The 23219-nt window shown below is 61.0% G+C and carries 18 protein-coding genes, 2 tRNA genes, 5 pseudogenes and 1 riboswitch; of the genes and pseudogenes, 8 read left to right on the top strand and 17 right to left on the bottom strand.

The annotated features are described in order from the left end of the window. Positions 1-120: 120 nt before the first annotated feature. From N7E02_RS18290 to N7E02_RS18275, 4 genes and pseudogenes are all read right to left on the bottom strand, one after another. On the bottom strand, positions 121-1167 hold the full coding sequence (locus tag N7E02_RS18290; protein ID WP_286583731.1) for a tyrosine-type recombinase/integrase: 1047 nt from the start codon (positions 1165-1167) through the stop codon (positions 121-123). Further along, the gene (locus N7E02_RS18285) at positions 1049-1360 is read right to left on the bottom strand and encodes an Arm DNA-binding domain-containing protein (RefSeq protein ID WP_286583730.1); all 312 of its coding nucleotides are present in this window, start codon (positions 1358-1360) and stop codon (positions 1049-1051) included. Before N7E02_RS18285 ends, N7E02_RS18290 begins: the two co-directional genes overlap by 119 nt. A 210-nt stretch (positions 1361-1570) precedes the next feature. Then, positions 1571-1644 (bottom strand) — tRNA-Gly (locus N7E02_RS18280). A gap of 86 nt (positions 1645-1730) precedes the next feature. Continuing rightward, a pseudogene (locus tag N7E02_RS18275) lies at positions 1731-2821 on the bottom strand (2'-deoxycytidine 5'-triphosphate deaminase). 79 nt (positions 2822-2900) lie between these two features. Next, positions 2901-2979, top strand: a riboswitch (SAM riboswitch). Between the two features lie 46 nt (positions 2980-3025). Between N7E02_RS18275 and N7E02_RS18270 the strand changes: the two are divergent. Together N7E02_RS18270 and apaG are read left to right on the top strand one after the other, a co-directional pair. Continuing rightward, positions 3026-4216 carry an O-succinylhomoserine sulfhydrylase gene (locus tag N7E02_RS18270; protein WP_286583729.1) on the top strand — a complete coding sequence of 397 codons (1191 nt, stop codon included), beginning with the start codon at positions 3026-3028 and terminating at the stop codon, positions 4214-4216. 167 nt (positions 4217-4383) lie between these two features. Then, on the top strand, positions 4384-4776 hold the full coding sequence (apaG, locus tag N7E02_RS18265; RefSeq protein ID WP_286583728.1) for a Co2+/Mg2+ efflux facilitator ApaG/CorD: 393 nt from the start codon (positions 4384-4386) through the stop codon (positions 4774-4776). 33 nt (positions 4777-4809) lie between these two features. On the opposite strand, the gene N7E02_RS18260 is transcribed toward apaG, so the two are convergent. The 3 genes from N7E02_RS18260 to N7E02_RS18250 all read right to left on the bottom strand — a co-directional run bounded on the left by N7E02_RS18260 (position 4810) and on the right by N7E02_RS18250 (position 8160). Beyond that, positions 4810-5796, bottom strand: coding sequence for an Hsp33 family molecular chaperone (locus N7E02_RS18260; protein ID WP_286583727.1), 987 nt, complete (start codon positions 5794-5796; stop codon positions 4810-4812). Between the two features lie 196 nt (positions 5797-5992). Further along, on the bottom strand, positions 5993-6910 hold the full coding sequence (gene argF / locus N7E02_RS18255; RefSeq protein ID WP_286583725.1) for an ornithine carbamoyltransferase: 918 nt from the start codon (positions 6908-6910) through the stop codon (positions 5993-5995). A 53-nt stretch (positions 6911-6963) separates the two neighbouring features. Next, on the bottom strand, positions 6964-8160 hold the full coding sequence (locus N7E02_RS18250) for an aspartate aminotransferase family protein (RefSeq protein ID WP_286583723.1): 1197 nt from the start codon (positions 8158-8160) through the stop codon (positions 6964-6966). Positions 8161-8564: 404 nt separating this feature from the next. Here N7E02_RS18250 and N7E02_RS18245 point away from each other — a divergent pair, with 404 nt between their 5' ends. The 3 genes from N7E02_RS18245 (at position 8565) to N7E02_RS18235 (ending at position 10288) form a co-directional block, all read left to right on the top strand. Further along, on the top strand, positions 8565-9098 hold the full coding sequence (locus tag N7E02_RS18245; RefSeq protein WP_286583721.1) for a GcrA family cell cycle regulator: 534 nt from the start codon (positions 8565-8567) through the stop codon (positions 9096-9098). Between the two features lie 87 nt (positions 9099-9185). Further along, complete coding sequence (locus N7E02_RS18240) at positions 9186-9707, top strand: hypothetical protein (RefSeq protein ID WP_286583719.1); 522 nt, start codon at positions 9186-9188, stop codon at positions 9705-9707. 146 nt (positions 9708-9853) lie between these two features. Next, positions 9854-10288, top strand: coding sequence for a PACE efflux transporter (locus N7E02_RS18235; RefSeq protein WP_286583718.1), 435 nt, complete (start codon positions 9854-9856; stop codon positions 10286-10288). Between the two features lie 81 nt (positions 10289-10369). Here N7E02_RS18235 and phoB read toward each other — a convergent pair whose 3' ends face one another. From phoB to phoR, 7 genes and pseudogenes are all read right to left on the bottom strand, one after another. Beyond that, positions 10370-11053 carry a phosphate regulon transcriptional regulator PhoB gene (gene phoB, locus N7E02_RS18230; protein WP_092996750.1) on the bottom strand — a complete coding sequence of 228 codons (684 nt, stop codon included), beginning with the start codon at positions 11051-11053 and terminating at the stop codon, positions 10370-10372. A gap of 72 nt (positions 11054-11125) precedes the next feature. After that, on the bottom strand, positions 11126-11839 hold the full coding sequence (gene phoU / locus N7E02_RS18225; protein ID WP_092996747.1) for a phosphate signaling complex protein PhoU: 714 nt from the start codon (positions 11837-11839) through the stop codon (positions 11126-11128). Positions 11840-11886: 47 nt separating this feature from the next. Then, entirely contained in the window at positions 11887-12702 is an 816-nt protein-coding gene (gene pstB, locus N7E02_RS18220) for a phosphate ABC transporter ATP-binding protein PstB (RefSeq protein WP_092996744.1), read from the bottom strand. Positions 12703-12714: 12 nt separating this feature from the next. After that, a pseudogene (gene pstA, locus N7E02_RS18215) lies at positions 12715-14030 on the bottom strand (phosphate ABC transporter permease PstA). Next, positions 14027-15510 (bottom strand): annotated as a pseudogene (pstC, locus tag N7E02_RS18210) (phosphate ABC transporter permease subunit PstC). The pseudogenes pstA and pstC overlap by 4 nt, the downstream one beginning before the upstream one ends. Positions 15511-15685: 175 nt before the next feature. Then, positions 15686-16720: a substrate-binding domain-containing protein gene (locus tag N7E02_RS18205; RefSeq protein WP_286583715.1), complete on the bottom strand. Its 1035-nt coding sequence runs from the start codon at positions 16718-16720 to the stop codon at positions 15686-15688. Between the two features lie 192 nt (positions 16721-16912). Continuing rightward, positions 16913-18172, bottom strand: coding sequence for a phosphate regulon sensor histidine kinase PhoR (gene phoR, locus N7E02_RS18200; RefSeq protein WP_286583714.1), 1260 nt, complete (start codon positions 18170-18172; stop codon positions 16913-16915). Between the two features lie 165 nt (positions 18173-18337). Between phoR and ppk2 the strand changes: the two genes are divergently transcribed. Continuing rightward, complete coding sequence (ppk2, locus tag N7E02_RS18195; RefSeq protein WP_286583713.1) at positions 18338-19219, top strand: polyphosphate kinase 2; 882 nt, start codon at positions 18338-18340, stop codon at positions 19217-19219. A gap of 27 nt (positions 19220-19246) precedes the next feature. Here the strand turns inward: ppk2 and N7E02_RS18190 are convergent, their stop codons facing one another. Together N7E02_RS18190 and N7E02_RS30210 are read right to left on the bottom strand one after the other, a co-directional pair. Continuing rightward, positions 19247-20092 (bottom strand): hypothetical protein, encoded by an 846-nt coding sequence (locus N7E02_RS18190; RefSeq protein ID WP_286583712.1) that lies wholly within the window; start codon positions 20090-20092, stop codon positions 19247-19249. 236 nt (positions 20093-20328) lie between these two features. After that, a pseudogene (locus N7E02_RS30210) lies at positions 20329-20559 on the bottom strand (hypothetical protein); the annotation flags it as partial. A 219-nt stretch (positions 20560-20778) separates the two neighbouring features. On the opposite strand from N7E02_RS30210, the pseudogene N7E02_RS18180 reads away from it, so the two are divergent. Next, positions 20779-21734: pseudogene (locus N7E02_RS18180) on the top strand (NAD(P)H-dependent flavin oxidoreductase). Between the two features lie 118 nt (positions 21735-21852). Beyond that, a tRNA-Thr gene (locus tag N7E02_RS18175) sits at positions 21853-21928 on the top strand. A 57-nt stretch (positions 21929-21985) separates the two neighbouring features. Here N7E02_RS18175 and N7E02_RS18170 read toward each other — a convergent pair. After that, a complete protein-coding gene (locus N7E02_RS18170) occupies positions 21986-23143 on the bottom strand; it encodes a ceramide glucosyltransferase (protein ID WP_286583907.1) in 1158 nt (385 codons plus the stop codon). Positions 23144-23219: the final 76 nt, after the last annotated feature.

Genomic DNA, 23219 nt, shown 5'->3' with positions numbered 1-23219 from the left:
ACCATTTACCGAGGCTTCTTTACCGGCTTCCCATTTGCATCAGTCCGGGCCTACACTCATCCGTAGCATCAGCTGGTACCTCCAACTCAATCATATTCTCTCGACGTGCCCTGACATCGTCTAACGCCCTTGCGTCCAACGTGAACCGCCATCCGAAAATGAAGAGTGTGACAGTTTGCTAGTTCGCGCTTCGTCAAGTAAGTCCGCCCACCATTGCATCATCCGTACGCGCTCCTCCCAGTAGGTGGCGCGGTTGTAAACTCGACGGACCTTGGAACCATCCAAATGCGCAAGTTGGGCCTCGATGGCATCAGGCTTGAATTCGCCCGACTCGTTCAGGATGCTACTTGCTGAAGAGCGAAAACCATGTGCCGTATGCTCATCACCGCCGACCCCCATTCGCCGCAATGCCGAGTTCATAGAGTTTTCCGAAAGAAGCTTCTTTCCAGACATCATCGACGGGAACACGTAAACGCCCTCGCCGTACAGCTCCTGCATTTGCATGATTACTTCAACCGCTTGACGTGATAGCGGAATATGATGCTCACGGCGCATCTTCGCCTTCGCTGCGGGTATCGTCCAAATAGCACTGTTAAGATCGAGCTCGCCCCACTCCATCGAACGCGTTTCTCCGGGACGCGCAAAGCACAGCGCCTGAATCTTCAGTGCCGCCACCAGCGACGGCCACCCTTCGTAGCCGTAGATCGCTCGCATGACACCTCCAAGTTCGCGGTGTGTGGTGAAAGCTGGGTGGCTGGTAGGCACGTGACGCTGAAGCGCACCGCGTAGTGCCGACGTCGGATCCGCTTCGGCCCGCGCCGTTGCGATGGCGTAGCGGAAAACACGCCCTATCGTCGAACGTGTGGCCAACGCGCTTTCGATCCTACCGCTTTTCTCGATGCTCGTGAGCACCGAAAGAACGTCCTTCGCTGTAATCTGCGTGATCGGGTATGGCGCGAGTTTGGCTGCAAGAACCGTCAACATCCAAGTATTTTTAGCAATGGTGGGTTCTGCTCGCCTATCTCGGCGGAGCTTGTCGATGAATTCTTCAGCGATCAGGCCAAACGTGTTGCCAGCAGCCGCCTTTGCTTCCAGTTGCTGCCGCTTTTTCGCGAGCGAGGGTCGTGCCCCTCGGCCAGCTTTCTTTAGCGTCGTCTTTGCGACCACGCGCCTCGGCCAGCCCCACGGCAGGATACATGCCAAGCGTTAAGGTCTTTCGCTTGCCAAAGTAAGAGTAGTCAAACCGCCACGACTTGCCGCCTGCCTTGGAAATGAAGAGATAAAGGCCGCTCCCATCTGGCAATTTACGGGACGCATCTGATGCCTTCGCATTACGAACTTGGATGTCAGTCAAAGCCATTTTTCGGTATCGGCCCTCGCGTAGTTCGCACAATACCGAGTTTTTTACCGTGAAACCCGCTGGATGTCACGCGCGACAAAACGCAATATAGACAATCGACTAGCTACAGACATCGCATCAACAGCCATTCCATCCATTGTTTTCGTTCAGTAAAATCGACAATCTTGGATGACCTTGGACGAATGGCGCGTCTGAGGGAAGAAGGGCAGCTGGAGCGGGTGAAGGGAATCGAACCCTCGTATTCAGCTTGGGAAGCTGCTGCTCTACCATTGAGCTACACCCGCCTGTGCCGAGCAGGTTTCCAACAACGACCCGGTTCTGTCAAGGCCGCCGCCTGTGACTGATCCTGCAGGCAGCGGTCGTACGGGGTTTAGCCGCGGAAATGCTTTGAAAGCTTCAGGCCTTGGGCCTGGTAGTTCGATCCGAGGCCGGAGCCGTAGAGGCCCTGGGGGCTTCCAGCATGTGCTCGTAGACGAGGCGGCCGACGATCTGGGCGTCTTCGAGGATGAAGGGAACTTCGTGACTGCGCACTTCGAGCACGGCACGGCTGCCGCGGCCGCCTGCGGCCTCGTGGCCGAAACCGGGATCGAAGAAGCCGGCGTAATGGACGCGGAATTCGCCGACGAGCGGATCGAACGGGGTCATCTCGGCCGCGTAGAGCGGCGGGACATGCACGGCCTCGCGGGAGACCAGGATGTAGAACTCGTCCGGATCGAGGATCAGCTCGTTGCGGCCGCGGCTGTAGAGCGGCTCCCAGAAATCGAAGATGTCGTGCTGAGCCTTCTTGTCGACGTCGACGACGGCCGTGTGGTGCTTGCCGCGGTAGCCGATCAGGCCATCCTTGTCGCCGGCGAGATCGATGGAGAGCGCGATACCGCCGCCGGAGACGTTCGGCTTGGAGGCCGCGACCAGCGTTTCCGTGTCATGCAGGTTGAGCAGTTCCGGCTCGGTCAGCAGCGCGTTGCCGATGCGAAAGCGGATCTGCGACAGGCGTGAGCCCTGGCGTGCGACGATCGGGAAGGTGCGCGGCGAAATTTCCAGGTAGAGCGGGCCGGAATAGCCTGCCGGGATCTTGTCGAATTCCTGGGCGTAATCGGTGATGACGCGGGTGAAGATGTCGAGGCGGCCGGTCGAGCTCTTCGGGTTTGCCGAGGCGGACATTTCGGCCGGCAGGTCGAGGCGTTCCATCAACGGCACGATATAGACGCAACCGGTTTCCAGCACGGCGCCTTCGGAGAGATCCACGACATGCAGCTTCAGCCGATCGAGCTTGTCGGACACGAGGCTGTTCGGACCGGGCATGAAGGAGGCGCGGACGCGATAGGCCTTGGCGCCGAGACGCAGGTCGAGGCTTGCCGGCTGGATCTGGTCGCCATCCAGTTGCCGCTCGGATTTCAGCCGTCCGCTATCGAAGAGCGCCGCAATCGCGCGGTCCGCCAGAATTCCCGTCATCCTGTCCATCGTCATCGTCCCGTCTAACAAGTGCAACACAAAAACAAAATCGCGACCGTTGACGCAAGCAGAGAGCGGGATTAAGGCAGTGTTATCCCGTGGTGATTTGGCCGGTCGGCTTGCAGCCACGTTAAACAAGTGGCTAAAAAGACCGGGTTCGAGAACCGGTCTGCTTACGCGACCGGTTTTTTGTATCACGAAGGTGGTCAGTACATGAGCAAGATCCCGAACAAGAATTGGCGCCCCGCAACCACGCTCGTGCATGGCGGCACGCTGCGTTCGCAATATGGCGAGATGTCGGAAGCGATCTACCTGACGCAGGGCTTCGCCTACGACTCTTCCGAATCCGCCGAGGCGCGGTTCAAGGGAGAGACCGACGGCTATATCTACGCCCGCTACGGCAGCCCGACCAACGACATGTTCGAGAAGCGCATGTGCGCGCTGGAAGGTGCAGAAGAAGCCCGCGCCACCGCATCCGGCATGGCCGCCATCACTGCCGCCCTGCTCTGCCAGCTGCGCGCAGGCGATCACATCGTCGCAGCGCGCGCCCTGTTCGGCTCCTGCCGCTGGGTGGTCGAGACGCTCGCACCGCGCTACGGCATCGAATGCACGCTGGTCGATGGTCGCGACCTCGCCAACTGGGAGAAAGCGATCAAGCCGAACACCAAGGTGTTCTTCCTTGAAAGTCCGACCAACCCGACACTGGAAGTGATCGATATCGCCGGCGTGGCTGCGCTCGCGAACCAGATCGGCGCGCGTGTCGTGGTGGACAACGTGTTCGCCACGCCGCTCTTCCAGAAGCCGCTGGAACTCGGCGCCCATGTGGTCGTCTACTCGGCCACCAAGCATATCGACGGCCAGGGCCGCAGCCTTGCGGGTGTCATCCTCTCCGACCGCGAATGGGTGACCGAGCATCTGCAGGACTATTATCGCCATACCGGCCCGGCCATGTCGCCGTTCACTGCCTGGACGCTGATCAAGGGGCTGGAGACGCTACCGCTGCGTGTTGCGCAGCAGACGGAGAACGCGTCGAAGATCGCCGACTTCCTGGCCGAACAGCCACAGGTCGCCAAGGTGATCTATCCCGGCCGCAAGGACCATCCGCAGGCGGATATCATCGCCAAGCAGATGACCGGCGGCTCGACGCTCGTATGCTTCGAGCTGAAGGGCGGCAAGGAAGCGGCCTTCAAGCTGCAGAACGCGCTGGAAGTGGTCACCATTTCCAACAATCTTGGCGACACCCGCAGCCTGATTACCCATCCGGGCACGACGACGCACAAGAACCTGACGGACGAGGCGCGGACCGAACTCGGCATCTCGCCGGGCACCGTGCGCTTCTCGGCCGGCATCGAGGATGCGCAGGACCTGATCGACGATTTCGCCAAGGCGCTTGCCGCGATCTAGCAACCCCACAGGTTCTCAAAATGGTGGATCCCCGATATGCGGGATTCACCATATCAGTTATCCCTAATTTCAAGAACGGTTCACGCTTTGGCGCCTAAGCCGTGAGTTTTCTTGACGTTTGGGGCGCCCTGTACAATATCCGACACGAGTGAGTTGAGGTGTTGTCCATGTATCGCGCCCGGACAAGAGACATAGAAGTCGCCGTAGAGCCGTTCTATCTGGAGGAGCAATCCAGCCCGGAAGACAGCCGCTATGTCTGGGGCTATCGCATCGTGATCGAGAACCACTCGATGCTGACGGTTAAGCTCGTGCATCGCTACTGGCACATTACCGACGAGAACGGCCTGGTGGATGAAGTGGACGGCCTTGGCGTCGTCGGAGAGCAGCCGAGCCTGAAGCCCGGCGACAGCTACGAATATTCCTCCGGTTGCCCGCTCGATACGCCATCAGGCATGATGTTCGGTCACTACGACATGCAGACCGATGAAGGCGAGGTGTTCAAGGTCGACATCCCCGCCTTCTCGCTGGATTCCCCGGGCATCATCCGCGTCCTCAACTAAGAACGCTGAAAAGACGCCCGGCCTCGGCTCTTTTTAGGCCGCCACGAATTCCGATACATCGTAGCGATAGGTCGTCGAGCAGAATTCGCAGGTGACGGCAATCTCGCCGTTTTCCTGGGTTTGCTCGATCTCTTCCGCCGTGAAACCGGAAAGCACGCCCTTGATCTTCTCACGCGAGCAGCTGCAACGGTCGAAGACCGTCTGCGGTTCGTAGACCCTGACACCGCGCTCGTGGAAGAGGCGGAAGAGCAGCCGTTCGATGGCGACCTGCGGATCCGTCAGTTCATCGGTGTCGATCGTCTCCACCAGCGTGCGGGCCTCGTTCCAGGCGTCGTCGGCGAGATCGGTGTCGCGCTCGTCGCCATCGCCGCCATGCAGGTCCGGATGGCGCATGCGCTCCGGCGCCTGCGGCAGGAACTGGGCGATCAGACCGCCCGCCCGCCAGTTGTGGCGTGGCTTGCCGTCCTCGTCACGATCGAAAAGCTCGGCAACACCGAGGCGTACGCGCGTCGGGATCTGTTCCGACTGGCGGAAATAGACACCGGCGATCTCCTCAAGCGACGAGCCGTCCAGCGGCACGATGCCCTGATAGGGCTGCATGCCCTGGCCCTGGTCGATGGTGAAGGCGAGCACGCCCTGGCCGAGCAGTTCCGGCGGCGAGACCTTGCCATCCTTGATCGCAGCCTCCAGCGCTTCCTCGTCGAAACGGGCATAGGCGCGCAGCGCGTCCGGCGTCGAAAAATCGGCGACCAGAAGATCAACCGGACCGTCACCCTTCGTCTGGATGGTAAACTTGCCGTCGAATTTGAGCGAGGTTCCGAGCAGGGCAGTGAGCACGACGGCCTCGGCGAGCAGCCGAGCAACCGGGCCCGGATAGTCATGCCGGCCGAGGATCGCGTTCAGAAGCGGGCCCATCTGCACGGCGCGGCCGCGCACATCGAGCCCCTCCACCTGGAACGGCACAACGCGATCATCACCGGCAAACTGGAGATCCTTCAGTTCCACAGTCGCTTCCGCCATCATTCTCTCCTTCGCGCCGATCACCTGGGGTCTCGCCCCCGACCTTTACACAAACGGCAAGGCAAGCGGAACCGCTGGCCGCCGGAAAGGTATCGGCAATGTGTGTTGAAGCGCCGATTACACGAGTAAGGCGCAGACTGAAAGCCGACAGATGGTATCGGCTTCAGGTCAGTTCAAGATCGGGTGATTTCGCCGCTCAGACGACGCCGAAGCACCAGGCCAAGATCGACTTCTGTGCATGAAGGCGGTTTTCCGCTTCGTCGAAGACGACGGACTGCGGCCCGTCGATGACCTCATTGGTGACTTCCTCGCCGCGGTGCGCCGGCAGGCAATGCATGAACAGCGCATCATCATTGGCACGCTTCATCAGCGCCTCATTGACCTGATAGGGCTGGAAGATGTTGTGGCCGCGAGCCTTGTGCTCCTGGTTCATCGACACCCAGGTGTCGGTGACGACGACATCGGCGCCATCGACCGCACGCTCGGCATCATGGCACAGCATGATGTTGCCGCCATTGTCGCGCGCCCAGTTGAGGATCTTGTCGTCGGGCTCCGAGCCCATCGGCACCGCCATGTTCATGCGATAACCGAAACGCGCCGAACCTTCGACCAGCGAATGAAGCACGTTGTTGCCGTCACCGGTCCAGGCAATCGTCTTGCCCTCGACAGACCCGCGATGTTCCTCGAAGGTCATCAGGTCCGCCATGATCTGGCAGGGATGGGTGAGGTCGGTCAGCGCATTGATGACCGGCACGGTCGCATGCTCGGCCATTTCCATCAGGCGCGCGTGATCGGTGGTGCGGATCATGATGGCGTCGACATAGCGGGACAGGACCTTGGCGGTGTCGCCGATCGTCTCCGCCCGGCCCAGTTGCATTTCCGTGCCCGACAGGAACAGGGTCTCGCCGCCGAGCTGGCGCATGCCGACATCGAACGACACGCGGGTACGGGTGGAGGGTTTCTCGAAGATCATCGCCAGCATCTTGCCGGCGAGCGGCTTGTCGGCGGTGCCTGCCTTGGTGGCCTGCTTGCGCGTCTTGGCGTCATCCAGCATGACGCGCAGGTCGGCCGACGAGACGGCGGAAAGATCGAGAAAGTGCTTCGGTGATGCCATTGACTGGTTCCCTATCCGAGGGAACCGGAAAAGGTACCCTCTCTGATATCCGCTTAAGCGGTTTTCTTGAGCTGTTCGGCGGTGAGCGCTTCTGCAGCGCGCTCGATGCGTCGCAGCCCCTCGCGCGCTTCTTCCGCAGTGACGGTGAGCGGCGGCAGAAGCCGAACGACGTTGTCGCCGGCGGGTACCGCCAGCATGTGTTCGTTGCGCATGCCCGCCACGAGTTCGGCCGCCGGCGGCTTGGCCTTGATGCCGAGAAGCAGGCCTTCACCGCGGATGTCTTCAATCACTTCCGGGAAACGATCCTTGAGCGCGGCAAGGCCTTGGCGGAAGACGAGCGCGACATCGCGGACGTTTTCAAGGAAGCCATCCGCCAGAACGATATCGAGCACGGCATTGCCGCAGGCCATGGCCAGAGGATTGCCGCCATAGGTCGTGCCGTGAATGCCGGGTTTCATGCCGGACGCCGCCTCAGCGGTCGCGAGGCAGGCGCCGAACGGGAAGCCGCCGCCGATGCCCTTGGCGATCGCCATAATGTCGGGCGTGACACCGGACCATTCATGAGCGAAGAACTTGCCCGTGCGGCCAACGCCGGTCTGGACCTCGTCGAGGATCAGCAGCAGGCCCTTTTCATCACAGATGCGGCGCAGCTCGCGCATGAATTCTTTCGGCACGGGACGTACCCCGCCCTCGCCCTGGATCGGCTCGATGAGGATGGCCCCGGTGTTTTCGTTGATCGCCGCATTGAGTGCATCGAGATCGCCGAACGGCACCTGATCGAAGCCCTGGGCCTTAGGACCGAAGCCTTCCATGTATTTTTCCTGGCCGCCGGCGGCGATCGTCGCGATCGTGCGGCCGTGGAAGGCACCTTCAAAGGTGATGATATGAAATTTTTCCGGGTGGCCCTTAGAGAAATGGTAGCGGCGCGCCGTCTTGATGGCGCATTCCAGCGCTTCAGCACCCGAATTGGTGAAGAAGGCCTTGTCGGCGAAGGTCGCTTCCGTCAGGCGACGGGCGAGACGCTCCTGCTCGGGGATCTCGTAGAGGTTCGACAGATGCCAGACCTTCTCGGCCTGCGACTTCAGCGCATTGACGAGATGAGGATTGGCATGACCGCAGGAAGTCACCGCAACGCCGGCGCCGAAATCGAGATATCGCTCGCCGCTTTCCGTCACGAGCCAAACGCCCTCACCGCGCTCGAAGCGCAGGGGAGCCCGGGCAAAAGTGTCGAAAAGCGCAGATTCAGCCATGGCGACATCACTCCTGAGGCAGTCAATGTCCCTTTGGAAAAGGACATTCCAAAAATCAAAATGCCGCCCTCGGGGCGGCGTGGGCACTATCATCGCTCGGGGTCATAATGTCAACAAAACTCGCGGAAAATCAGGGCTACCGGGGCTTTGCGACACCACCGTCGGCTGTGACAAAAATGACTCTCCAGGGAAGCAAGTTGGGGAAAACCGAGAAATCGATTCAGGTCGATTCGCCCGACTCTTGCCACGGAGTCCGCCTGCTACTAGGTTAAAGATCAATTACTAGACTGCATGCGGCGGAACTAGTCACCAAAAGCATAGATATAGTGCCTGTTGCGGAATGAGTTCCGTAGCAACGGTGAGGGATTCTGCATGCCTAAACGTTCAAACGGCGGAGAACGGGCATGAACTGGACGGACGAGCGCGTTGAAAAACTCAAGAGACTTTGGTCGGAAGGCCTGAGCGCCAGCCAGATCGCGGCACAACTTGGCGGTGTAAGCCGCAATGCCGTGATCGGCAAGGTCCATCGCCTGAACCTTCCGGGCCGAGCGAAAGCCGGCGGCACCGTTTCTACCAACCGCGCTGCAAAGCGCCCGGCTGCAGCGCCGCGCCCGCAGACTTTTGCAGCCCGTCCGGCCACCCGCACGGTGGCTCGTCCGGTCGGCGCAACGGCGCTCAAGGAAGAGGTCGAGTTCGAGGCTTCGCAGGAACTGGTCTATCGTCCGGCATCCAACGTCGTGCTGCCGATCTCGCGCAAGCTGGCCCTGACCGAACTCACCGAACGCACCTGCAAGTGGCCGGTCGGTGATCCGCTGACCGATGACTTCCACTTCTGCGGCTGCGAAAGCCCGGACAATTCGCCCTACTGCACCTATCACGCCAAGCTGGCCTATCAGCCGGTTCACGATCGCCGCAAGGCTGCGGCAGCCCGGGCCTGATCCGAGCGATACGAGGATGAGATCGAAAGCCGCCAGCGCATATCGCAGGCGGCTTTTTTGTTTGATCCACGACGTCGGGGACACTTGATGATGCCGTTCGGTTTCTTCCGCCGGAAGCAAGAGTCCGGCGCCAGACATGCACCCGATGCGATCGACCTGCTGCAGGCGCATATCGACGCTCTTTGGCAGCGGACATCCAGATCTCCTCTGGCTCGGATCGAGCGCAGCCCGCGCGGCGACGGCTCGCTCTATGTTGAACATCGTGACGACACCTACGAGATCGCCTGCGAAGAGCGTGGCGTGGAATACTGGCGCGAACGCAACCTCTCGCCCGATGACGCAGCCTTCATCCTGATCTTCGCTCAGGCGTCCTTCATCTATGGCAAAGAAGAAGCCGAGGTGCGCCGTTCAGGGCATGGGACCCTCGGCTACTCGCGTTGGAACTGGATGTATCCGACGATCCAGACCATGGCGGGGATTTCAGAAGATTTCGGCGATCGCGTCCACTCGAACTACAGGCAGGTTCTGCAGCGAGCGCCGCTCGGCAAGGACGAAATCGCCAGCAACCGCTTCCCGATACCGCCTGACTGCCTGCCCGAAACTGACTGAGCTTATGCCTTGCGCGCATGGCGGCCATGCCAGCCAACCCTTGCCCATCAGAGACGGATTTCCTATTTAGGTGGTGTGAGGACGACCTCCCCCAGAATGGGCATCATCACCGGGACGACCCGGCAGAACCCACGGGGTCAGAGAATATGCGCACCGCACGCGACCGCATTCGTCACGCCATCAGCTTCGAGATCATTGGACTTGCTCTGTTCATTCCGTTCAGCGCATTCGTCTTCGGCGTACCGCTCGATCATATGGGTGTCATCGGCGTCGTCTCGTCGACGCTCGCGACGATCTTCAATTATGTCTACAATCTCGGCTTCGACCATCTGATGCAGAGGCTGCGCGGGAGCACGGAGAAGACGCTTCCCATCCGCGTCGTCCATACCGTCCTGTTCGAGCTTGGGCTACTGGTCGTGCTTTTGCCCTTCATCGCCTGGTATCTCGGCGTGACCCTCTGGCATGCGCTGGTGATGGATATCTCGTTTGCGCTCTTCTACCTGGTCTATGCCTTCGTCTTCAACTGGACCTATGACCGGGTGTTCCCGCTGCCGGAATGGCAGGAGAAGGCTGAAGCGTAGTCGGCCGTCCGCAGAAACAATTCAGCCCGGGAGCGACGACCTCTCCCGGGCTGAATTCATTGGAAATACGACTTCGAGGGATCAGGCTTCCATCGAATAGCCGGCACCGCGGACGGTGCGGATGACATCCTGCATGTTGGAGAAGTTCAGCGCTTTGCGCAGGCGGCCAACATGGACGTCGACGGTACGTTCGTCGACATAGATGTCGTGGCCCCAGACGCCATCCAGCAGCTGCGAGCGGGAGAAGACGCGGCCCGGCGAGGTCATCAGGAATTCCAGCAGTCGGAATTCCGTCGGGCCGAGGCGCACTTCGCGGGTCTTGCGGTGAACGCGATGGGTCTCGCGGTCGAGCTCGATATCGCCGCAGCGCAGGACGCTGGACAGGACTTCCGGCTTGGCGCGACGCAGCATCGCCTTGACGCGGGCCATCAGTTCCGGCGTGGAGAAGGGCTTGACCACATAGTCGTCGGCGCCGGTGGCAAGACCGCGCACGCGCTCACTTTCCTCACCGCGTGCCGTCAGCATGATGATCGGCAGGCGCTCGGTTTCGGGCCGCATGCGCAGGCGACGGCAGAGCTCGATGCCGGAAACGCCCGGCAGCATCCAATCGAGGAGCAGCAGATCAGGCGCCCGTTCCTGCAGCCTGATCTCGGCTTCGTCACCCCTGAGGATTGTCTCGACCTCATAGCCTTCGGCCTCAAGGTTATAACGGAGGAGGACGCTCAGCGCCTCCTCGTCTTCCACGACAGCAATTCTTGGCTGCATTTCGTTTCTGCTCCGTCACATTACCTGGGCCCGGGGGCCTTGGCGGGGACCTTGGAAGGCCCCTACCAGCACTTAGTCGGCGAGCGCGCCGACCGTGTTCGAGGTGTCGTCCTTCGGACGTTCGCCCTCCGGCTGCGCGCCGGTCGTCATGTAGTAGATGGTCTCGGCGATGTTGGTCGCGTGGTCACCGATGCGCTCGATGTTCTTGGCGCAGAACAGGAGATGGGTGCAGGTGGTGATGTTGCGCGGATCCTCCATCATATAGGTGAGGAGTTCGCGGAACAGCGAGGTGTACATCGCGTCGATCTCTTCATCGCGGGCGCGGATGGCTTCCGCCTTTTCGGCCGAACGGCTGGCATAGACGTCGAGCACTTCCTTGAGCTGCACCATGGCGAGGTCGGAGAGATGCTCCAGACCGCGAGCGAGCTTGCGAGGAACGCCGGTGCCCTGGACGGCGATGACGCGCTTGGCGGTGTTCTTGCCAAGGTCGCCGACGCGTTCCAGATCGGCTGCAATACGCAGCGAACCGATGATTTCGCGCAGGTCGCTTGCCACCGGCTGGCGGCGCGCGATGGTGACGATCGCCTTGTCGCCGATCTCGCGCTCGGCGTGATCGAGGATCACGTCGTCGGAGATGACCTTCTGGGCGAGAGCCGCATCGGAATTGACCAGAGCGCGCACGGCATCACCGCACATCTGCTCGGCCAGACCGCCCATTTCGGAAATGCGGCGGCGCAGGTATTTCAGTTCTTCGTCGTAAGCCGACAGGATATGCGATGAAACCATCTTCTTGTCCTCAAGATCCGTAGCAGGCGACCGTGCTGATCGAGCGATCAGCCGAAGCGGCCCATGATGTAATCCTGGGTGCGCTGGTCATCCGGATTGGTGAACATCTTGTCCGTATCGTTCTCCTCGACCAGCTGGCCGAGGTGGAACATGGCTGTACGCTGGGAAACGCGTGCTGCCTGCTGCATGGAGTGGGTGACGATGACGATCGTGTAATTGGCGCGAAGCTCGTGGATGAGTTCCTCGACCTTGGCCGTCGCGATCGGGTCGAGCGCCGAACAGGGCTCGTCCATCAGGATGACTTCCGGCGAAACGGCAACCGCGCGAGCGATGCAGAGACGCTGCTGCTGACCGCCCGAGAGACCGGTACCGCCTTCATGCAGGCGATCCTTGACTTCCGACCAGAGGCCGGCGCGCTGGAGCGATGCCTCGACGATCGCGTCCATGTCTGCCTTGTTGCGGGCGAGACCGTGGATGCGCGGGCCGTAGGCGATGTTCTCGTAGATCGACTTCGGGAACGGGTTCGGCTTCTGGAAGACCATGCCGACGCGGGCGCGAAGTTCCACGACGTCGATTTCCTTGTCGTAGATATCGTCGCTGTCCAGCGTGATCTTGCCGGTCACCTTGCAGTTCTCGATCGTGTCGTTCATGCGGTTCAGTGTCCGCAGGAAGGTCGACTTGCCGCAGCCCGACGGGCCGATCAGCGCGGTAACGGTGTTTTCGCGGACGTTGAGGTTCACGTCGAAAAGCGCGCGCTTCTCGCCGTAATAAACCGATACGTCCTTGCCAATCATCTTGTACGCAACGTCATTCATCTTCTTGTCCAGAGCCTTTTCAACTGCTGCTTCTGACAACATATTCATTGTGTCGATCTCCTACCACCGGCGTTCGAAGCGCCGCCGCAACAGAATTGCACCAACATTCATGACAACCAGGAACAGGAGCAGGATAATGATCGCTCCCGATGTTCTTTCGACGAACGCGCGTTCCGCCTCGTTCGCCCACATGTAGATCTGAACCGGCAGGGCCGTGGACGGGTCCATCGGAGTCGTCGGATAGTTGGCGACGAAGGCGACCATGCCGATCAGGAGGAGCGGCGCAGTTTCGCCGAGCGCGTGCGCCAGGCCGATGATCGTGCCGGTGAGAATGCCCGGCATGGCAAGCGGCAGGACGTGATGGAAGATGGTCTGCATCTTCGAGGCGCCGAGGCCGAGAGCTGCCGCGCGGATCGACGGCGGAACCGCCTTCAGCGCCGCGCGGGTGGCGATGATGATCGTCGGCAGGGTCATCAGGGTGAGCACCAGGCCGCCGACCAGCGAGGCCGAGCGCGGCAGGCCCATGAAGTTGATGAATACCGCAAGACCGAGCAGACCATAGACGATTGAGGGCACGGCCGCGAGATTGTTGATGTTCACCTCGATCAGGTCGGTGAACTTGTTCTTCGGGGCGAATTCCTCGAGGTAGATCGAGGCAGCGACGCCGATCGGCAACGAGAGCACCAGCACGATCAGCATCATATAGAAGGAGCCGATCAGGGCGACGCCGACGCCGGCCGCTTCCGGACGGCTGGAGTTGCCGTTGACGAAGATGCCGCCGTTGAAATGCTTGGCCAGCGCACCGCTTTCAGCAAGCTGGTTCATCCAGCCGACCTGCTGGTCGGAAATCTTGCGGTTGTTCTCCGGAACGGTGAGGTCGATCTGGCCCTTCCAGGCGCTGTCGATGTCACCGGCGGCAAGAAGCGAAACCGTCTGGGTCGTGCCGATGATCTGCGGGTTGGCGATAACCATGTCGCGCAGCTGGCCACGGACGCCGTCCGAGATCATCTGGTTGACGGCACGCAGGCCCTGTCGATCGTTTTCGGCAACGCCGAGCACCTTGGCCAAGGCGTTGCGGGCGACGACCGGATAATTGGCGGTCATTAGCTTGGTCGGATCGGTGGCACGCTCATTGTCCTTGTCGATGATCTGCTCGGAGAACTCGACCGGAACGGTGATCATAGTCTGCTGGAATGCGGTGTAGCCTTTGGAGACCACCGAGTAGAGCAGGATGAACAGGAAGAGGATGCCGAAGGAGAGCGCTGCGATGCCATAGGCACGGAAGCGGCGTTCTGCGGCGTAGCGGCGCTTGATGCCGATGTCGCGACGGGCGGGCTTCGCCAGGACGCCGGCGGGGAGGAAACCACGTCGGTCATTCGTACTGCTCCCGGTATTTGCGCACAATGAAGAGCGCGTAGATGTTGAGGCAAAGCGTGATGGCAAACAGCGTGATGCCGAGTGCGAAGGCGACGAGCGTCTGCGGCGAGGTGAATTCAAGGTCGCCCGTCAGCTGGCTGACGATCTTGACGGTCACCGTGGTCATCGGCTCGAACGGGTTGAGCTGCATGCGGGCGGCAACACCTGCGGCCAGAACCACGATCATGGTCTCGCCGATGGCGCGAGAGGCCGTCATCAGAAGCGCGCCGACGACACCCGGCAGAGCAGCCGGCATGACGACCTTCTTGATCGTCTCCGACTTGGTGGCGCCGAGACCGAGCGAACCGTCACGCAGGGCACGCGGCACGGCGGTGATGATGTCGTCCGACAGCGAGGAGACGTAGGGGATTAGCATGATGCCCATGACGAAGCCTGCCGTCAGAACCGACTGAGCCTGGATGAAGTTGGCGAAATCGCCGGTGGCGATGCCGTTGATGCTGGACGAAAGATCACGCAGGAACGGACCGACGGTGGTCAGTGCGAAGAAGCCGTAGACGATCGTCGGGATACCGGCCAGAACCTCAAGCAGCGGCTTGGCGATGGAGCGAACCTTCGGCGATGCATATTCGGCCATGTAGATCGCCGAGAACAGGCCGACCGGAACGGCGACGAGCATGGCGACGAAGCCGATGTAAAGCGTGCCGAGCAGGAGCGGGATCAGACCGAACTGGCCTTCCGACGCTGCAGCACCGGCAGCGGCAAAGCGCGGATCCCAAACCGTGCCGAAGAAGAATTCCCAGGCGGGAACGCGGCCGAAGAAATGGCCGGCTTCCGTCAGCATCGACAGGACGATACCGATCGTGGTGACGATCGCGATCGACGAAGCGAGCACGAGAGCACCAAGAACCACCCGTTCCACCCTGTTGCGGGCGCGGAAGCGGGGCGAGATGCGGGTATAAGAGAAACCGGCACCGGCGAGAGCGACGATCAGCACGAGGGCGGTCATCACCCGGTTGCTGATCTTGGTCATCGCGTTCAGATCACCAGCGGATTCGACCATATAGGGCTCGGGATCACCCGCCAGCGGCAGGCCCTTGGCACCGAGCGCTGAGCGCAGCTCGGCAGGGTTGGCGCCGACGCGATCGATTTCCTCGAGCGTCAGGACATCCATGCCGCGGGCGACGGAGCTGATCATGCCGAAAGCGAGGCCCTGCTCCGCCTCGGACTTGGCCTTCACGTCTGCCGGAAAGCCGTCACGGATGGTGGAATTGATGTAGAGCGGGCTGGCGATAAGCCAGGCGGCCAGAAGAATGGCCGCGGGCAGAACGGCGCAGAGCGCAACGAACGTGCCGTAATAGCCGGGTCGGGAATGCAGCTTGAGGACACGCCGCCGGCGATTGCCAGCGCGTGACGCGTCCCGACGACGTAACAGACGATCGCAATGATCGCCAAAATCAACAAGATCAATGGTGTGCTCATCACAATCCCCCGGCCTACCGCCATCGGCGGCAGCCACTACCGCACAAATCCCATCACCGGAACCGAATTATTCGCAAATGCCCAACTTAGGACTTGCCCTTGAGGCCTGCCTTGCGAGGGCAGCGGCCGTGAGGCCGAGAAACCGGCGCCGCCAAGGGCGGCGCCGGATCGTTCATTACATGGTCTTGCCGGCTTCGAAGTCCTTGCGGACTGCTTCGCGCTGGTCGTCCGGAGCGGCAACCAGGCCGTATTCGGCGAGCGGGCCTTCCGGGCCAACCATGTCGTCAGAGATGAAGAATTCTACGTATTCCTTCAGGCCCGGGATAACGCCCAGGTGAGCCTTCTTGACGTAGAAGTACAGCGGACGGGAAACCGGATAGGTGCCGCCGGAGATGGTTTCGGTCGACGGAACGACGTCCGAAACGGTCGCAACCTTCAGCTTGTCCATGTTGTTTTCGTAGAAGGCCAGGCCGAATACGCCAAGACCGGTCTTGTTGGCAGCAATACGTGCCAGGGTCTCGGTGTAGTCGCCGTCGATGTCTACAGCAACGCCGTCCTTACGGATGGCAACGCACTTGGCAGCAGCCTGCTTGGCGTCGGTGATGGCAGCCTTGATGACGTCAGTGGCGCCGGCTTCCTTGCAGCCTTCAGCCATGATCTTTTCTTCGAAGACTTCGCGGGTGCCGTGCTTGGAGCCCGGGATGTAGGCAGCAATCGGACCCTTCGGCAGGGTAGCGTTGATGTCCGACCAGTTCTTGTAGGGGTTGGCAACGAGCTTGCCGTCTACAACAACTTCAGCTGCGAGAGCCTTGTAGAGGTCCTTCGGCTCGATCTTCATGTCGCCGTTGGAGCTATCTGCAGCGAAGACGATGCCGTCGTAACCGATGCGGATTTCCTGAACGTCGGCAACGCCAGCAGCCTTACAGGCTTCCAGCTCGTCCTTCTTGATGGCGCGCGAAGCGTTAGCAACGTCGATCGTGCCTTCGCCAACGCCAGAGCAGAACGCCTTCAGACCACCGCCGGTGCCGCCGGACTCGACGACCGGAGCCTTGAAGTTCGGGAAGGTCTCGGCAAAGGTCTCAGCAACGATCTTCGCATACGGAAGAACGGTGGAGGAGCCGGCAACCTGAACCTGGTCGCGCGCAGCGGCAGCGCCAGCAAAGGCTACAGAGGCGACGAGGGCCGCTGCGGAAAGTTTCAACATGTTCATCGAAGTTCTCCCATGATGGGGTTTGTGAAAGCGTTTATCGCCGGCTTTCGCGCTTGCCGGCTTCGGCCCGCTCGTCATAGCGGCCGTTGGCCCTAGCTTTTATGTCACTTCGATGAAACATTTGTGACAAATTAAGTATCTGTTTTTGCTTTATAAATACTCAGCACAGCTGTGCAGCATCAATATTATATGTCAAAATCTTACGGTAAACTCGGAACCAGTCCCCAAACGCGACTTCACGATCAAGCGAGCGCGATGCCTCGTCAGGATATGTTTGACGATAGCAAGCCCCAGCCCCGTCCCCTTCTTGGAACGGCTGTCTGCAACACTAACCCGATAGAAACGCTCGGTTAGACGCGGAACGTGCTCGGCGGGAATACCCGGGCCACGATCGACGACGCTCACCTCGGCCGGCTGAGAGCCGCCACCGCGCAGATAGACATCGACGAACTTGCCCTCCTGTCCGTATTTGCAGGCGTTCTCGATGAGATTTTCGATGACCTCGATCAGCTCGTCCCGGTCGCCCATTACCTCGACGCCGTTTTCTGGCAGGTGAAGGCGGATTTCCACGCCGAGATCTTCAGCTAGCGGCAGCAGGGCGTCGCGGACATGGCCGATCAGTGGCTTCAGGTCGACACTTTGGTCGGGCGCGATATGGGATTTGAGCTCCAGCCTCGAGAGCGACAGGAGGTCGTCGACGAGGCGGCTCATACGAGTGGCCTGGTCGAACATGATGCCGAGGAAGCGGTCCTGGGCCGTGGGATCGGATTTCGCCGGCCCCTGCAGGGTTTCGATGAAGCCTCGCAATGACGCCAAGGGCGTGCGCAATTCATGACTGGCATTGGCGACGAAGTCGGAACGCATGCGGTCGATACGACGCAGCTCGGAAATATCCCGGAAGGAAAGAAGATAAAGCCTCTGCGAGACACCGGCAGGATCGGCATCCATCGGCGCGATCCTTACAATATAGACGCGCTCGGACGGAAGCCGTTCGGAATGCTCGATCTGGTTCGCCTCGCCGGTCGCGATCGTCTCGTTGACCATATCGAGAATGCCGGGAGAGCGCAGCCGGGCGGAAAGATGCGCATCGAGAGGCAGCGAGCCCAAAGCCCGTTCGGCGGCCTTGTTCTGCGACAGCACGATCGCCTCATCGTTGAGTACCAGGACAGGCATGTCGAGAGCGGCGAGTGCCGCGGCGATGGGCGGCAGCGGATCCACCGCAAGCTCTTCCTCATCTCCCTCTTCCGGCAACGGCTCCGGCGCCGGGACGACGATCGGCCTACGGGAGAGGCAGGCGATCACGATCACCAGCCAGCAGGACAGCACCGCGTACCATGGAACTCCGCCCACAAGCGCGATCAGGGCCACCAGCGACACGAGCAGCAGGATGGAGCGCTCGTGTCGAGCGGCTGCGATAATTTTTCCCGCGATGTCGCGCAGCTTCTCTTTCATGATATCCCGCCCGAATCCCGGCACTTTTTCCCGATGAACAGTTGGTCATATAAGCCTTACATGACACCTATGCATCATAGACTATGGAAAACTCGTGCTTCCGCACAGCCGTGCACTAGATAAGCAAAACCAGCGACTTCACGTCACATTCAAGAGGAGAGAAGAATGCCGGGCGCCAGCGAAAGCAGAGCAGTCGACCTTAAGATCAACGGCAAGCAGCGACGCTTCGACATCGACGATCCGAAGCTTCCGGACTGGATCGGCGACCGCGATCTCTCCTCGGGCGGCTATCCGTATGAGGACAAGCTGAAGAAGGACAAGTACGAGAAACAGCTTGAGGCGCTGCAGGTCGAACTGGTCAAGATGCAGTTCTGGCTGCAGGCCAGCGGCAAGCGGCTGATGGCCCTGTTCGAGGGCCGCGACGCCGCCGGCAAGGGCGGCACCATCTTCTCCATCCGCTCTTATCTCAACCCGCGCTCCGCCCATGTCATCGCGCTCGCCAAGCCGACGGAGCGGGAAGCGGGACAATGGTATTTCCAGCGCTACGCCTCACATTTCCCGACCAAGGGCGAGATCGTGCTCTACGACCGCTCCTGGTACAACCGCGCCGTCGTGGAACCCGTCATGGGCTTCTGCACGCCCGCTCAGTACGACAGCTTCATGAAGGCGACACCGCGGTTCGAGAAGCTGATCGTCGAGGATGGCGTCCATTTCTTCAAGTTCTGGCTGGATATCGGCCAGGAAATGCAGCTGAAGCGGTTTCACGACCGCAGGCATGATCCTTTGAAAATATGGAAGCTCTCTCCGATGGATATCGCCGCATTGACCAAGTGGGACCAGTATACGGAGAAACGCGACCGGATGCTGGAAGAGACCCATTCGAAGGATGCGCCATGGGCGGTCGTGCTTGCCAATGACAAGCGGCGCGCGCATTTGAACGCCATCCGCCATATCCTGCTTTCGCTCGACTATGAAGGCAAGGACAGGCAAGTCATCGGCGAAATCGACGACAAGATCCTGGGCTTCGGACCCAAGTTCCTCAAATAGCCCGAGATCACCTTCCGGGGCGTGGGATCACTGCCCCGGAAGCGCGCGGACCGAATAGATGAAGACAGGGCGATCACTACCCTGGAGGCCGGTGTTGAACACGAGGCGGCCCGGAGCATTCGGCGCCATGCTCCGGTCGAAGCTGACCTTGAACAAAGCATCGAGCTTTTCCTGCGTCGCCGTGAAGCGATGCCGCGAGCAGGTACCGAGGCTGCCGAAATCGCAGCGAACCGAAATCTGCGACGGCTGGTTGGTGGCCGACTGGATGGTCAGCGCCAGCGTCGAACTCTTGCCCGCGATTTCCCGCAGGATCTCAGCAGGTACTTCGATGGCGATATCGCCACCCGCTTCGGGCGTGGCGGAGGTGATCTTGAGCGCTTCGCCTTCCGAAGCAGGCGCGATCTGTGCCTGTGCCTGCGCGCCGGCGCGGAACGTCGTATGCTCCTCGGGGTCGAAGATATCCGCCCATTCTTCCGAGAAACCGCCCCGCGAGGTCAGCGCCGAAGGGCCTTGCCCCGACTGCTGCAATGTGGGCGGCCGCTGGGCGGATTCGATCGCCTCGTCGATGATCGACTGCACCATGCCGGATTGGTAGAAAATCCAGCATCCGAGTGCCACGACGCCGAGCGTGACCAGCCAGGTAATCAGATGAGACAGGAAGCCGCGACGACGACGCGGCTTGGCGGCGCGTTCAGCCGGAACGTCGAGCGATGATCTTGAGCCACGGCGCGCCTTGCGCCCCTTATCCTTTGCCTTGCCTGCAACGGGCGCCACCTCCGTCGGCCCGCTCTCGGCGCGCTCCGCGGCACCCGGTATGTCGACGCTGAAAGGGACGGCTTGGGCCTGCGAGGCCTGAGCTTCGGACCGGGTCACGCCTCCGAGGGCACCGGCATCGACGGCGGCGGGACGTGCATCAGCCTGCCGAGGCGCATCGACCATCACGGCAGGAGCAGGCGCGACTGGCTCGGGAGCGACACCGCGATCGGCATGTACGTCCCGAGCGCCGGCAACAGGCGCATCAGAAGGAACGTCGACGCTCGGCGCAGGACCACCGGCAGCCTGGCGCGGCGCATCCAGATCTGGCTGCGGCCAAGCGGCTTCCTCACCGCCGGCTGAGCTGACTGGGCAAGGCGATCGATTTCCTCGTTTTCGATTTCGCTGATCTTGTCTTCCAGCCGCTTGCGCTGCTGCATGATCACCAGATTGTCGGTGACGCCCTGCTTGCGCAGCCCGGCATCCAGTGCCTGGCGGGCGGACTGGTAGATGCGCGCGCGCACCTGACCGTCGCCCCGCTCCGAGCGATCCAACGCATTCCTGATGGCTGTCTCCAAGCCGCTCACTGCCGGTCCTTCCGGTTTCTCATGACTTTTCAGCGCGAATTAATTTCTCGGTAACGTCTCAATCGCCGAACTGCAAGAAGGCGAAACCCCTCGTCCCGCGTTGAATTGGCCGAAATATGTCCGTCATCCGGCAGGTGGACAAGCCGAAAAGACGCCTTTCCACGCAAGCCACGATCTGTTACTCCATCTTACGTAAAGGTAATTCGGGAGGTTTCCTTCATGCTGCCAGCCGTTCTGAAGAACGGGTTGCGGCTGCCTGTCATAGGCTCGCCGCTGTTCATCATTTCGCATCCGGAACTGACGCTCGCCCAATGCAAGGCAGGCGTGATCGGCGCCTTTCCGGCGCTCAACGCCAGGCCCGAAAGCCAACTGGACGAGTGGCTGGCCGAGATTACGGAAGAGCTGGCCAGGCATAATACGGCCCATCCCGAAAGACCGGCAGCACCCTTTGCCGTCAATCAGATCGTCCACACCTCAAATCGTCGCCTTGAGCACGACCTGATGATGTGCGTGAAATACAAGGTTCCGGTCGTCATCTCCTCGCTCGGCGCCGTGCCGGAGGTCAATGATGCGATACATTCCTACGGCGGCATCGTGCTGCATGACGTGATCAACAATCGCCACGCCAATTCCGCCATCCGCAAGGGGCGGACGGCCTGATCGCCGTTGCAGCAGGCGCCGGCGGCCATGCCGGCACACTTTCACCCTTCGCGCTGGTGCAGGAAATCCGCGAATGGTTCGATGGCCCGCTGCTTCTCGCGGGCGCAATCGCGACGGGCGGAGGAGTTTTAGCCGCACAGGCCATGGGCGCCGACATGGCCTACATCGGCACTCCGTTCATCGCCACGCGTGAGGCGCGTGCCACCGAGGGTTACAAGGAGATGATCGTCGGGTCCAATGCAGCCGACATCGTCTATTCCAACTATTTCACCGGCGTGCACGGCAACTATCTGAAAGGCTCGATCTCGGCCATGGGCATGGACCCAGACAAGCTGCCTGTCGCCGATCCGACGAAGATGGATTTCGACGCAGCCGTCTCCGGCCCGAAGGCGTGGAAGGAAATCTGGGGAGCGGGTCAGGGTGTCGGCGCGATCAAGGCCGTCGGCAGCGTGGAGGATCTCGTTTCGCGCATGGAGCGGGAATATGATGAAGCACGGCAGCGGCTCGCCATTTAAAGCCGAGCGGCGAGCTCTGCAGGAAAAACGAGACCATCTTTCAAAACCGGCTTGAAATCGCCATTCGTTGCCTGTATCAGCGCATCACTCGCAGCGGGCGCTTCGCCGTTGCTGACGGGCCGCTTTAGCTCAGGTGGTAGAGCACATCATTCGTAATGATGGGGTCGCAGGTTCGAGTCCTGCAAGCGGCACCATTTTTCCTCTTCAAGACAGATAAGTTTATTAGGCGCGAGTAGCCGCAGATCGGGTTGTCATCTCGAAGCCGTTGCGGAGCTCAGTTCACTCGTCTCGGTGCCTATCGTCATCATATTGCCGCGCCAGTCGAAGGACCCGCTGAGCCAGCTTCGGATCCAGATGGCAGGGCCGAGCGTGTCGCGGGCGATCATGGCCGGCAGGGTCCAGACGGAGAGCTGCCAGTTCTTGGCGAGGATCAGGGCCAGTTCCGGCGTATAGACGGCAGCGAAAACCGCGGCGGTTACGATGCCGAGGGAGACATCCGTGGCCGATGTTGCCACGGAGGCGAGCGCAAGCGTGAGAGGCGGCATGACGCCGAGCAGGATTTCCGGCGTGAAGAAGGCCGGGAAGGTCACGCGCCGAAGCCTTGCCCAGCGCGCCTGGCGCGACCAGATTTGGCTGAGCTTGCGCCGGCCGAGCGGCTGTTCGAACGGCGAGGCAACGAGATGCACGCGGCGGCCGAGACGGCGGACAAGCTTGGTCGCGGCGGCATCTTCGGCGATCTCGGCGCCGAGTGCGGCAATGCCGCCTTCGGCATCGAGCATGGGCTTATACCAGAGCATGCTCTTGCCCTGGGCAAAGCCGAGACCCAGCGCCTCGCCGACATATTGCCAACGGGCCTGCTGGGAATTGAGGAAGGCGCATTCCACCTCGGCCCAGAAGCCGTCGGGCCGCGAGCCGAGCGGCGTCGAGCAGACAAGGCCGGTATCGGGACGGCGGGCCGCCATCAGGTGGGCGATGTAGTCACATGGCATCAGGACGTTGGAATCGGCCAGCACGACCCAGTCGTGCCGCGCCGCCTGCCAACCCTTGACGCAATTGTTGAGTTTGGGATTGGCGCTAACGCGATCATCTCCGACCAGGATCTGCGCGACGACATGGGGGTGGCTTTCCATCGCCTTGCGGATCGCGGAGATGACCGGGTCCCTGGCGTCGGCGACGCAGAAGATCAGCTCATAGTCCGGCCAGTCGAGGACGAAGGCCCGTTCCAGCGTCAGAGGTGTGAAGTTCTCGATGCCGCAGGCGGGTATGACAAGCGAGACCGGCGGCTTTTCGGCAAATTCTGGCGCCGGATGGCCGTTGCGTGACAGGCGCCACATCGCAATGCCGATACTGATGCCGTTGGCGAGGATGAGCGCGCATGCAGCAAGGCCGAAAATAAGCGACAACGACATAAGCGAACGTCCTTTCGCCTCGACGCAAAGATTGAGAATCGCTTTCACGTAGCGCGGATCGTCGGGCTTGGCGCAG

It is taken from the genome of Terrirhizobium terrae (assembly GCF_030323265.1).
Lineage (GTDB): Bacteria > Pseudomonadota > Alphaproteobacteria > Rhizobiales > Rhizobiaceae > Neorhizobium.
Note: the sequence above shows the minus strand (reverse complement) of the source record. Positions and strands in the feature narration are given on the sequence as shown.